Source organism: Bacillus nitratireducens, from assembly GCF_001884135.1.
Taxonomy (GTDB): Bacteria; Bacillota; Bacilli; order Bacillales; family Bacillaceae_G; genus Bacillus_A; species Bacillus_A nitratireducens.
The window spans coordinates 1-12,745 of record NZ_MAOC01000062.1; the positions used below are offsets into that span (position 1 = coordinate 1).

10 protein-coding genes and 4 pseudogenes are annotated in these 12,745 nt (G+C 32.9%); 3 read left to right on the top strand and 11 right to left on the bottom strand.

The window, feature by feature from the left end; genetic code table 11:
• Nucleotides 1-558: 558 nt before the first annotated feature.
• Nucleotides 559-1,065, bottom strand: coding sequence for a GNAT family N-acetyltransferase (locus BAU23_RS17610; RefSeq protein WP_071734884.1), 507 nt, complete (start codon nucleotides 1,063-1,065; stop codon nucleotides 559-561).
• A 560-nt stretch (nucleotides 1,066-1,625) separates the two neighbouring features.
• Between BAU23_RS17610 and BAU23_RS17615 the strand changes: the two genes are divergently transcribed.
• Entirely contained in the window at nucleotides 1,626-1,844 is a 219-nt protein-coding gene (locus BAU23_RS17615) for a hypothetical protein (RefSeq protein ID WP_071734885.1), read from the top strand.
• A gap of 449 nt (nucleotides 1,845-2,293) precedes the next feature.
• Here BAU23_RS17615 and BAU23_RS17620 read toward each other — a convergent pair whose 3' ends face one another.
• The 4 genes and pseudogenes from BAU23_RS17620 to BAU23_RS17635 form a co-directional block, all read right to left on the bottom strand.
• Nucleotides 2,294-2,860 (bottom strand): hypothetical protein, encoded by a 567-nt coding sequence (locus BAU23_RS17620; RefSeq protein WP_071734907.1) that lies wholly within the window; start codon nucleotides 2,858-2,860, stop codon nucleotides 2,294-2,296.
• A 104-nt stretch (nucleotides 2,861-2,964) separates the two neighbouring features.
• Nucleotides 2,965-3,096 (bottom strand): annotated as a pseudogene (locus tag BAU23_RS29870) (zinc ribbon domain-containing protein); the annotation flags it as partial.
• A 182-nt stretch (nucleotides 3,097-3,278) separates the two neighbouring features.
• Entirely contained in the window at nucleotides 3,279-3,788 is a 510-nt protein-coding gene (locus BAU23_RS17630) for a DUF6141 family protein (protein ID WP_071734886.1), read from the bottom strand.
• 25 nt (nucleotides 3,789-3,813) lie between these two features.
• Nucleotides 3,814-3,996, bottom strand: coding sequence for a hypothetical protein (locus BAU23_RS17635; protein ID WP_071734887.1), 183 nt, complete (start codon nucleotides 3,994-3,996; stop codon nucleotides 3,814-3,816).
• Between the two features lie 498 nt (nucleotides 3,997-4,494).
• Here BAU23_RS17635 and BAU23_RS17640 point away from each other — a divergent pair, with 498 nt between their 5' ends.
• Entirely contained in the window at nucleotides 4,495-4,854 is a 360-nt protein-coding gene (locus tag BAU23_RS17640; protein WP_071734888.1) for a hypothetical protein, read from the top strand.
• A gap of 922 nt (nucleotides 4,855-5,776) precedes the next feature.
• Here the strand turns inward: BAU23_RS17640 and BAU23_RS17645 are convergent.
• From BAU23_RS17645 to BAU23_RS17660, 4 genes and pseudogenes are all read right to left on the bottom strand, one after another.
• Nucleotides 5,777-5,965: pseudogene (locus BAU23_RS17645) on the bottom strand (helix-turn-helix domain-containing protein).
• Between the two features lie 206 nt (nucleotides 5,966-6,171).
• Entirely contained in the window at nucleotides 6,172-6,360 is a 189-nt protein-coding gene (locus tag BAU23_RS17650; RefSeq protein ID WP_071734889.1) for a hypothetical protein, read from the bottom strand.
• Nucleotides 6,361-6,599: 239 nt separating this feature from the next.
• Nucleotides 6,600-6,737 (bottom strand): annotated as a pseudogene (locus tag BAU23_RS17655) (topoisomerase DNA-binding C4 zinc finger domain-containing protein); the annotation flags it as partial.
• Nucleotides 6,738-6,771: 34 nt separating this feature from the next.
• Nucleotides 6,772-9,921: a bifunctional cytochrome P450/NADPH--P450 reductase gene (locus BAU23_RS17660; RefSeq protein WP_071734890.1), complete on the bottom strand. Its 3,150-nt coding sequence runs from the start codon at nucleotides 9,919-9,921 to the stop codon at nucleotides 6,772-6,774.
• Between the two features lie 585 nt (nucleotides 9,922-10,506).
• Between BAU23_RS17660 and BAU23_RS17665 the strand changes: the two genes are divergently transcribed.
• Nucleotides 10,507-11,151, top strand: coding sequence for a TetR/AcrR family transcriptional regulator (locus BAU23_RS17665; protein WP_071734891.1), 645 nt, complete (start codon nucleotides 10,507-10,509; stop codon nucleotides 11,149-11,151).
• A 476-nt stretch (nucleotides 11,152-11,627) separates the two neighbouring features.
• On the opposite strand, the pseudogene mobP2 reads toward BAU23_RS17665, so the two are convergent.
• Together mobP2 and BAU23_RS17675 are read right to left on the bottom strand one after the other, a co-directional pair.
• Nucleotides 11,628-12,411, bottom strand: a pseudogene (gene mobP2, locus BAU23_RS17670) (MobP2 family relaxase); the annotation flags it as partial.
• A complete protein-coding gene (locus tag BAU23_RS17675; RefSeq protein WP_071734908.1) occupies nucleotides 12,404-12,664 on the bottom strand; it encodes a hypothetical protein in 261 nt (86 codons plus the stop codon). The gene BAU23_RS17675 and the pseudogene mobP2, both read right to left, overlap by 8 nt.
• Between the last annotated feature and the right edge of the window lie 81 nt (nucleotides 12,665-12,745).

Below are 12,745 nucleotides of genomic sequence, written 5' to 3' on the forward strand. Positions count from 1 at the left end.
GCATGGAACAAGGTGTAGGTGTTAAAAAAAGTTTGATCAAAACCTTGTGTGACGTATTGTTTTTTCAGTAAAAAACAAGAGCTAAATTTTGAAAAAAGTCTGATCAAAATTTAGCTCTTTGGCATTTTACCCACATTCATTTTTTTAAAAAAAGTTTGATCATTTTATTTAATATATCTTTTTTTGTCCCGTAGATTAATCTTTTATAAGAAGAAATTATTTACGCCAGATGATTCAATCCATACACTAAGATTCTTAAGAGATTCAACATAAATAAAAATAGTAGCGTGAGCTGATCGTTTGGCTTAAGCTACTATTTTTTATTTGGTTCTTGAAAGATGCTACTATGTGCTTCTGAATCGAGCTGTGGTGCTATGCGTTTAAAAAGTGTACCTTTTGAAGGGTGTAAAAAAGGAACCCGTTATGGATTCCTTTTTGTAATGATATGCATCGTTTCTATTCCTGAAAGAATAGATTTTACTTTTCCATACTAATCACTTCCTTTTTTAGAGTACTAGTATCAGTATGTCCAAGTTTTGGAGTGTTTGCACCAGAACCCTATTCTTCTTCTAAAATAGCGTAATAATACTCATCCCACCATTCATTTCCATGTGGTATACACTTCCTAAAATATCCTTCTCTTCTCATTCCAATCTTCTCCATCACTCGATATGATGGGGTATTCTGTGGCTGACATGTAGCTATAATTCTATGTAATTTCATTTCCTTAAACCCATATTTCAATGTAGCTTTTGCTGCTTCAGAAGCATATCCTTTATTGAAATATTTAGAATTGAACACCCAACCAATCTCATAAGTATGTTCACCAAAATATTTATGAAAAACAATATGACCAATTAGGATATTGTCATCTATTAATACCACAGGAAAGTTCTTAGCATTTTCACCAATGTTTTCATTCACAAAGTTTCTTGTATCTTCTTCAGTAAAAACCCCTTCGGGTATGTATTTCATAACATTGATATCTGATGTATACTCATGGACAGCTTGCCAATCTTTGAACTCAAATTTTCGTATTAATAATCTTTCTGCTTTTACAAACATTTACTTTTCCCCCTCAAAAAATAGTAACTTTATTTCAAGTCAACATTTAACCGGAAAAACAAAAAGAACTTGTAGGAATCCCTACAAGTTTTTTTGTTTAAGGTGAATATACGGGACAAACAAACTATCTTACAGGTTCATCTTAGAAACTACAGGGGTAATGCTTTGACAAATATATTATATAACAAATATTAACATCCATAGATTTTAATTTCGAAAATTATGTGAATTAAGAAAATAAAATAGTATATCATTTTCGTTTCCTAAAAAATCCATTTGTTCATTTCGTATAAAACCCTTTAAAACAATATCAACATCATAATAATATTCATTCATAGGTATAGATAACTATACTATTCTAATGCGTTCGTATAACAGATGTTTCCATTATATATTTTACGAAAAGTTTAAATTGTATATTTTTTACAAAAAATGAGGTATAATTTTCGTTGAAGAGCAATCTGTAAGTCCAATTAAATTATGTGCTAAATTTACATGGGATATGTAACACATATTCGAAAAGAGATAATGTACTTGTGGACAGTACGAGGAGGATTTTTATGGTCAATAATTATATAAATGAAAAAGATCATCTTTTTTATAAAAAACGTCTTTATAATGTTTTAGCTTCAATTCCTTTAGTAGTTAACGCGCTAATAGTAATATATTTATTAGAATTGGGATTAACTTATTTTGTAACCTTTACTGGCATTGCAGTAATAACTTTATTAATTCAGTTCATTTATTATTATTCAAATTGGAAAAAATCTTTTAAGTAACTTTTCTAATAGTTTTATGAATAAAAAGTCTCTTCAGAAATCTGAAGGGACTTTTTGAGATTTCTAGATACATGGACTACTGATAAGTGGTGTTATTGTAGCTTTGAAATAAAGTTTGATTAAAAAGTAAACGTCAAGTAACTCTAAAATCAACCTTTGTTGTATATTTTTGAGTTACTTGACGTTTACCAATTTAAATGACTTTGATGCGGTGATTTAAAGATAAAAAAGAGACAACTCAAAAACTTGATGCCCCTTGTTCTTTGAGTCGTCTCTTTTAATATCATGAATAACATAGTCTAATTTCATTGCAGAAAGAATCGTATTATGTATTTCTCAATTCACGCATCCCAAACATTTACAAACTAATTTATGTTTGAATTTCTTTCATCATCTCCTAAGTTACAGAAGTTACTATCATTCGCATTATCACAACCGTTACTGCTATCCTAGTACCCCGATGATAAATCTGAATCACTATCTCCAGAATTTTTTCTTTCACTCGTATTCCTATTCACATTCTTGTTTTGCCATACAAACAGCTGATAATACAAGACAATGAAAACAATCATTAACATCCCAAGTAATAAATCCCCCAAAAAGCCCCAAGACACAAAAAATATAGATATGATGCAGTAAATACAAATTGCAATGATGATATATGAAATTTTTGCTATCAAACGTAACATTCTTTGAATAAATGTTGGTTTCGATTCTATTTCCTTCATTTTTCTTCTACTATTCTTCCTATTTTCTTCTGGCCATATATCATCAAACAGATGGAAATACAAGATAAAAAAAGGAATGACTGCAACCTCAACTGGAAGTTCACTCCAATAATCCGGAAGTATCACATACTTAACTATAGAAATAATAAACAATACAATGATGGCATATAAGATTTTCGCCGTCAATCGTAACATTCTTTGAATAAGTGTTGGTTTCGAATCCGCTCTCTTTCTCTTCTTTTTAATATTTTTAGCATAATGATTATAACGTTTTCTTTTTTTGCTCATATTTCCCCTCATTTTTCCTTTTCCGCCTCTTGAACTACCTCCACTTTCACTTCGTTTAGAAGAGGGGGATTCCTAAGTAAAGAGTTCTATCGAACTCTAATTTATTAGGCTATCTCCACAGTCCTTGCGGTTAGAAGCCTTATCGCTTCATTCTTTAGATTGATACTTGCGTTAATATCCCTATCATGGTGTGTAAGGCAAGAAGGGCAGTCCCATTTACGTAGGTTTAGATTTTCTCAAAATACCCCATACTCCTTTTAGATGTTCGATCAACTTATAAAATTTCTTTTATTAAATACCAATCTGATATGAAGTTCACATAATCACCGTTCTCAGAAGTAAATTTAAGTTGTTTTTAAATTAGGTATACCTAGTACAAATTCTTGAATTGCGCCCGTTTGTTGAAGATTAATTTTCATTATACTTTTTGTACTGAGTCCAATGCTTTTTTTAATTCGTCTGATTTTTGAGTGCCGATTACCACTGTGTTATATTTCAACTTTAACTCTATACCTTTCTTTCCATTCATGTTATATGCTTTTTCACCCTTAAGGTTAAAACGAATTCCCCATCCCCCAAATCGTTTTAGTGGACTGTAAGTAATGCATTCATAGTGATGTATATTTTTGAAAAGGTACTGCTTATATTGAAGATGAAAAGGAACAAAACGAATATAAAGACCTTTTTCACGGACCTCAATGATCAGTTTCAATACTCCAAGCATTAACACAGGAAAGACAATTCCGAAAAACAACCACAAAACAACTAATACACCATTGGGAGCTGGTTTATCTCCAAACGGGGTATCAAAAATAATTTGTTGAATGAATCCATACCACATCAGTATGGCGACCCCTAATATGAGTATCCATACCCAAATTGGGGATCGCTGAACCTCACGAAAGATAACGTGTTCTTGTTGTTTCATTAATGATTGTCACCTCCTAAATGGTTTATTTTTTCTCACTAATTTTAAGCCGTTTTGCATTTCCGAAAAATGTGCTCCCAATTATGAATATAACGGAGGAGAGATACATTGTTATCCCTGAATATTCATTATCAAATATTGTAGTATTAAGTAAATTAATAAACATCATCAATATAAGTGATATGTACAATCCGTTAATATATTTCACTTACGCCCCTCCTTTTCCCTATTTTACCATTTAACAGAAATGATATGTTGTTTGATTTTGGTTGTATATTGTATACATGCTCAGGTAACATAACGTCTCTGTAAAGTGATAATAACGTTATTTAATTCTGATCTAAAAATATAAGAGCCCCGCTACAAACCATATTGTAGTTGTTGGTTTTGAATAAAGTTTGATTCAAAGTATGCTAAAAATGTTGTTTTTATTAAAGAAGAACTCTTCATATTTTGAAAAAAGATTGGTAAAAAATAGATTCATTGTTGTGAATTAGTGTACAAATATTATAAAAAAGTTTGACCAATTTTTTTGTAAAACTTACTACAACAATATATGAATACCTTTGACTGTTTTTGTAATTAATTGTAAAATAATATACATAGAAAGGTATTTTAGGGGAAATATAGAAAGGGAATGCCTTTCAGCTTTTAAAGGGCAAAAGCATATCCTTTTTGTTATTTAAAGGGGGAGAAAGAAAAAAGTATGAAGGATTTAAAAAGAAAAAGTATTTATGTTTTATTAATAGTTATAGCAATTATGGGGTTAAGTGCTTGTGGTAAAGATCCATCAGATGATTTGCAATCTAAAAAGTGGAATGTCGTTGCTACCAATGGGGAATCATATACAGCAGAATTCGCTAAAAATACGGTTTCTTTCAAGATAGGAGCTTTCACAAGAGGGTTTACATATAAAATTAAAAAAGATGAAATTAGTTTAGAAGAAGATGGGAAAGAGCCAATTGTATTTGAAATTAAAAAAGATGGTGATGAATATAAATTTAAGGCAACGACTCCAGCTATTAAAAAGAAATTTGGAGATTTGACGTTATCACCAAGTAAATAGTAAATGAAAAGTCGAGATAAAACTCTGTAATAATTTTACAGAGTTTTTTGTTTGGTGTTCCGTTTAAAAAACATTTTTTGATGTACTGATAATATAGTTGCTTAATTTTATCGTCTGAAAAGCAACATCCTAAGCCACTCATCTAATATGGGCATTTTTTACATAAAGAAAAGACACCCTAAGGTGCCTCTCTCCGACTTAAACCACTTTAATTTTTATAATATATATTTGGACTTCCATCCAAATATATATTATCTTTTTTATTAAAAAATTTAAAATCTTATAGGGGTACGGAAACTATTATGGGTTTCGAGGGCCACTCTGGAATTAAATATCACGATACAATTTTGATAATTGTATTTGAGAACCTCTAAATCCTTTAAAATCAATAACTTGTAATCTTATCAATGGAGTAAACCCTATTGATAATGGTTAGTTAAAAGAATATCCTTTCTATCAATTGAAACTTAATTTATCCTTAAAATTTAGGATATAAAAGTCAAAACTTAAAGATTTCTCTCTTGGTTGTATATTTATTTTCCATGGTGGCCCCTCATCCCTCGAATCGTTTCCAAACCCCTATTTCAAATCGATATTTGAATGTATACATATACTAAGTTTTTGAGATGAATGTTTTTATAAAAAAATCGGTACGTGAAATTATTTAGGACTCAAAATAGAAGCCCTCATAGACTTTAAATCTACGAGAGCTACCTAAGGGTATTTTCCATTCGACCTGGTTCTATTGTAGCAAGCTTTCACCAAATAGCAAAAACATAAAGATCCAAAACCAAATAACCAAACGAAATGCACTCTTGAATCCTCCCCAGAGAGAAAATGTTTCCTCTTGCATTATTATCCCCCTTTCCTACTTGTCTTTTGGTTCTCCAAACCATTCATACATTGCCTGTCGGCTTATAATTCATTCCTTACGCTTCCCTTCAGGATGCAAAAAATACTTCACTAAATCTTCTTGTAACATGCGTTCTAAATCATTTATTTACTTCTCGTTCATTAGAGAGGGGCTATATTTATTCTTAATTGTCTCACGAGGAATCCCCCAATAAAAAGCTGCTTCAGATGGCGTCATGTATTTATCAATTTCTTTCATGGGCATTCTCCTTTGTTTGCTGTTAAGCAAATGAAGGGTTATTATTTTGCTTGTTTATATTTACTATCTATGACAGCCAAACGGATCAACTTCAGCTTAATATCCTTACTAAGAAAAAGCCATTCAGATGTACCAATTTTTATAACCTTTTCCTCCCCATTCTCTTTTTATATTTCAAGAAAATTAACCCCTTAAATATTTGTATTTTACACTAATTTAACAACTAGGGAATCCCCATCATATTCATGAATGTGTAAATCATAGCGCATTTCTGTTACATCTAGTACCTTGCAAAACCTCTGATAGTAAGCCGGATTCGTTACTTCCATGCCAATTTCTCCATTTCTGAACAGATACTCTAAATCATCAATGATTTCTTTTACTGTATTCTCCAATATTTTCACTCCTTACCTTTATAAAATAACAAACCTTACAAGGTTATTTATTTGTTTTTCAGATATTTCACAGAAAAATTCTTAATAACATCCTTAACTCACTTTAAACCACTTATTTTCGCTTACAACACACCCTTTGTTATTTAGGCCTTATGTCATTCACTTTTAAATAAACATTGGTTATATCGAAACCTAAGAAGCCTTTTTTTGATGAGAGTATGATTTTTTAAAATTAATTTCTAAAAATAACAAAAGAGCTGAATTTTCATCACAGCTCTTTTGTTATTTGGGTCTGTATGTGTACATGTGGGATATTGAGAACAGCCCAAAAACTTATTTCCTGTTTTATTCGAATTACGAACGATTAAATGATTTTTAAACTTTGCGACAGAACCCTAATACATTTTTTTATTATCCCGCCCAAACATCTTTTGAATAATACAGGTTTTCTTCTAACTGTTGTAGCCACGCACGTGCTTCTGGTTCACTCACATTATAAATATCAGCGTAACTTTTTATAAGCGTATTTTCTACATCAGGCGCCATCTCTCTTCCATCACCACATATATACAAATGCGCACCTTGATTAAGTAAATTAATCACATTTTCAGCATCTTGTTTTATTAAATGCTGAACGTATATTTTCGGCTGATCCTTCATTCGAGAGAAAACTGTGTGAAGAGCCACAATTCCTTCTTTCTGTGTTTGTCCAAGTTCTTCTTGATATAGATAATCCTCTTTAGGTGAACGACACCCAAAATAGAGATGCGCTTCACCTAATGATTCACCATTAATTTTCATTGATTTTCGAGCTTGCAGAAAACCTCTAAATGGTGCAATTCCTGTTCCCGGCCCCACCATAATAATCGGGGTTTTGGGATTTTTCGGAAGTTCGAAGCCAGACTGTGAATTTGAAATAAAACATGTAATCGAATCTCCCTCTTTAAGCTGAGCTAAGTAGGTAGAAGCAATTCCTCTGTATTTTCCATTTCCACTCCATGCATTGTCTTCCACAACACCAACGGTAATACTCAATTTCTGGTCATTTACTCTTGGCGAAGAAGAAATTGAATAATATCGTGGACGCAATGCTGGAAGTAATTCTATAAAATTACTAAATTCCATTTCGCATGCTGGGTATCTCTCTAATAATTCAAGCATAGTTAATCGTCTGGATAAAACTTGTTCTTTATATACACGTTTTTCTAATAGTGCTTCGAGCTCTATTTTGTGTGGCGGACAAACAGTTTTTGCTGCCATTGCACGTAATTGATTTCTTGTGACCGGTTCTTGAAGTTCTACAAATTGCAGTAACTCATTAATTGAAACAATGCGATTTAAAGGAAGATGTACTAGCTTTGTATTGTCACCAGTTAAACGGATATAATCAGATCCATTTAGCTGAAAACGGGATAATACACGATTCACTAATTCTGGATAGTTTCTCGGAATCACCCCTAGATGGTCGCCTTCTTTGTAAGTTACATTATTCGGTAAAGAAATTTCAAGGTGTCTTGTACTTCTTGAGCTACATGGCTGTTGTAATTCTTCATTCTTTACAGTTTTTGTTGTAAAAGTAGGATACATTTTTGCTAAATTTGTTTCCGCTACACTGTCTACAGATTTAATAGAAAGAGTAAAGGCACTTGTCTCACTTCCTTCGATATCAAGCTTGAAGTGATCTGCTACATCATTCCATAGCTGCTCACGCCACTCTTCATAAGCTTCTTCAAAGTCATCACTTGCATCTCCTTCACCACGCCCTGTTAGACGCTCTGCTCCTTTTATTGCAAGTTGTTCATCAATAAAGAAAGGTACCTTTTGATAGGTAGTGGCCCAGCTCTTATCGCCGCAGCCAAATACAGCATAGTGAACACCTTTCACTTCATGCTCAGATGCTTTCTCCAACCACTCTACAAACTTCTTCGCATTATCAGGCGGATTTCCGTTATAAGAAGCAGAGATAATCAATACCACTCCTTTTTTAGGAAGGTTCCCTGCATGAGAATCTAATGAAGCAGCTTGTGCTGCAAATCCTTTACTAAGAGCGATATCTACCAATTCACGTGCTATTCCTTCTGCTGTCCCCATATTGGAACCATGTAGTACGAGTAATGGCGTGTTATGAACATTATCCACTACTTTACGAACATTTTTTTCTGGCTGTTCACGGTAAGGAGCAGGAATACCACCTAGAGGGATTTTTTTTGATACTGCTTTTACAGTAAGCCCTTCTGGTTTTAACGTTAAAGTTTCTTTAATATCTAATTCGTAATTTTCATGATCATAAAAATCAAAATGCTTCAACATCATTCCAAGTACAAGAGTCGCTTCATGAATTGCAAACTGCTGTCCTATACATGCACGCTGTCCGTTTCCAAAAGGCTTGAATGCGTGCTGTGGAATTGTACTTGGATTTTCGAAACGTTCTGGTCGAAATTCCTCTACATCCTCACCCCAAATTGTTTTATCACGGTGAAGCTGTGGAATAAGTACCTTAATCTCTTCTCCCTGCTTTAACAAATATTCTCCACCAAGCGCAGTGTCTTCTTTTGGATATAGTGAAAAAGCAGGAGCAGTTGGCCATAAACGAAGGGATTCATTTAATACCATAGTAATATATTTCAACTGCTTCACTTGTCTATAAGTAGGAACAGGATCTATCAATACACGAGTTGCTTCTTCTGTTGCTTTATGTAAAATATGCGGATTTTTCACTAAGAAATAAAGTGCGAACGACAATAGACCACTCGTCGTCTCATGGCCTGCGATTAAAAATGTAATCATTTGATAACGAATATTTTCATCATCTAACATTTCTCCTGTTTCCGGGTCTTTTCCGTTTAGCATATGAGCAAGCAAATCATCTCCTTGCTCACCACTTATTTTTCGATCTGCGATTATTTTAGCCACTAACCCATTCATGTATTGAATATCTTTTTGAAGTTGAAATTTTTTCTCCTTATATAATGGATCATCTGGATTCACACGCTGTAATTGGCTCATTGACTCATCTAGTGCACGCACCATGCTCATAATAAATGGATGAGGCTGATCACGATAGAAACTGTTAAAGCGATAATTAAAACCACAAAGTCCAATTGTATCAAGTGTCAGACGTGTCATATCCTCTGGTACATCAATGTGCTCATCAGCATTTAAGCGCTCCCATTTTTGAATCAACTGCATAGCGATATCTACCATCATCGCATGGTACCCCTTCATTGCTTGTTGACTAAAAATTGGTAATAAAATGTTATGAGCTTTTTTCCAGTTCTTTTCATATGACCAACTCGTAAAAAGACCATCTCCAGCAAAGCTTCTTACATTTTTGAGTGCTTGGCCTATGCTTTTATCAAAGCGTGATTCATCACATACCTCTTTAACTAATCGTTGACTAGATACATAACGCGTCACCTGATTTGGTGTTTCAAACTTAAATATTTCTCCCATTTGATCAGCAATTTTCATTAAAGATTGAAGTGGTTTTTCTTTATTTAATAATAATAAATTTCCAAGATCTCCATCTGTTTTTGGTTGCGGTATTTCCTTTATAACCATTTGTAACCCTCTCCCCTTTATGTAAATTAATGAATTGTTGCTGATAGTTATCCATTAACTGTCCTCAACATCTTGAACCCACTTGTCTGTTAATTCTCCCTTTTTGCTTTCAATCAGCTCATAAATCTCCGTAAAACTTCCAAACAAGATTTCATTTTTTCTAACGTCTTCAAACAACTAGGTTTTCATTGTCGTTGGACGTTTTAGCTTTGTATTCATTGTGTATACCTCTTTTTTAGATATGTTTTCGTTAATCAGTCACAAAACCCTAATTATAAGCGTTCATTATTTTAGGTAGTAATATGATTGGATTCAATTATATCTGTTAATTGGTCGAGAATTCGTAAACGTGATAGTATTCGTTTTTGTACTCATGTACTTTCCCTTCTTTTTTGTTTGAAATTTACAAAAACAAACAATTGTTGATTATCAATCAGCTGTTTGTTATTGTTCAATTGTTAGTTATATTATAATATCGAGAACAGAGTATGACCATAATCAAAAAATCTAGTATTGTCGGGTATCAACCAAATCATTTGTATGTGTCTTTTTTTTTTGAAATATTGAACATTGGAGGGAAATTTGATGAAAAATAATCCAAAAACGGACAGAAGAGTTAAGCGATCAAAAATAGCCTTAAAAAAATCTCTTTTTTCATTAATGGCAGAAAAAGATTTAAAGTCAATATCCATTACGGAGATCACAGAAAGAGCGGATTGTAATAGAGGAACCTTCTATTCCCATTACGAAAGCAAAGAAAATTTATTAGAAGAAATAGTTCAAGAAAAGATGGAAGACTTGATTAAAGCATTAGTTGACTCCTACCCAAACGACAAGGATATCCTATTTGAAGAAATGTCTTCTGCGGCAATGGCGCTATTCACGCACTTTTGGAATAATGTTGATTATTATCAATTAATGCTGAATAAGCATGTGTATTCAGGTTTTCAAGAGTATTTGTGTGAAATAATCAATGAGCATTTTTTAAAAAATTTAAGAGCGGTACGAATAAATCCAAACCATCATATTAATCATGAAATAAATTCTTATTATACAGCCTATTCCATCTTAGGAATGCTGGTTTATTGGTTTAAAAACGACCTAGTTTACACCCCTCAATATATGGCCAATCAATTAATGAATATCCTGACAAATCATCCTTATAAAGTGAATGTCATTGGATCTGAAAAGGATACGGTAGTGATTAAAAAAATAAACCACCACATCTGAATTTAATGATTGGTGGAAATGATGGGGGAATGAGGGCTATCCCTGGCTCATACAACTATTATGAGATAGATACATCAATAAAATAACTTTATAAGGTTGATGATTTGTTTTTCAGATATTTTATGGTTCTTTTTATTTGTGGCAAACTTATGCCTCCAGGATTTGAAGAATATTTTTAATGTCGCTTTTAAATAAAGTCACGGTGTTTATAAAAAAGGAGAAATGTTTTGTCCATTTGGATCTGTTTATCTAAAGGGATGTTTTTATAGTGAAAAGAAGCTCTGAACTGAAAGACGGATTAAGGAACTGTTGAGCAGCAATAAAGTTACTCCACTAAAGGGCCAGATTGTTCAATAAGAAGAAAAATTTAAGGGTGCATATCTTCAAGAAAGAGAAATAATTCATTACAATAAGACTATTTTTCAGCTTACCTCACTACTAGGGGCAAATTTGATTTTTTAAAACAGTATAGCTACCATTTCCGGCTTTAATGGCTGAATGGTAGCTATACTGCCACTGTCTTTTATCACTTGGTAACTGTTTATAGACTTGTAAAAACAATGGTTTCAAATGTTGATTGCGCCAATCAAAAATGGAATCTTCTTTTTTACTTCCCACCATATTTTTTCGAATCTGATCATTAATTTGTTTCTGTTCCTGCTTACGATCTAACAAATTGTTTACGACTTTTCCCCTCATCGCATCCAATGTTTTGGGTTTTCTTTTTCCACGTTCTCTCGTTGGAAATGGTTCAACAGTTGCCACATGAATATGAATGTTGTCCGTGTTAAAATGAATGGCTGCCGACCAGGTAGAACTTTTTTCTAATCCCTCTCTTTTTTGCATTTCTTTCATCGCAATCCGTGTCACATCCATTAACTTTTTTTCATCTAAAGTCTTTGTCTTCGAATCATAAATGCCTTGTTCCTCAATCCAAGGATTATGAAAAGAAATGACATCTTGCCACATGATACTTCCATTTTCGTGAGCGGTTTTAAACATTTCCTTTAAGGACTTTTTTTCGCTTTCTGTTAAACGATTTGAGTGTTCCGTAAACAGTGCCGATGTATTTTCTGGATTTCCCATATATTCTTGATACGTTTCAAACATTTTCGGATTCAGCTTCACTTCACTTTGTGCTTCTTCCCGGTCTACATACTCAATATAGTTCTGAAATGCATCCGAACTTGGTAACACAAATTTTGTTTTTAAAACAACACCCGGTGTACTGGAAGGTTGAACAGGAACAGCATTACTCATTTTCATCATCCTGTGTCATGAGTTGTATAAAGTCATTCATTTTTTTCATTTCGCTATAACACTCTCTCATTGCATAAATGTTCTTTTGAATTAAATTTTCTAACTCCATTTCTTTTTTTGTTTGCTCCGGCAAATAAGCCGTCATTTCAAGTATTCCTTTTAAAAGTTTTTGTCTTGAAATTCCTTTCTTTTTTGCCATTTCATCAAATTTTTTGATTACAACCGGATCTATATCTCTTATTTTTAGATGCACAATTTTTGCCCCTTTCTGCAATTGTGGGTAGAGAACCAAAAATAGTGAGAAGAGCATAAGGGGTTTTTGCCCCCACCGAGG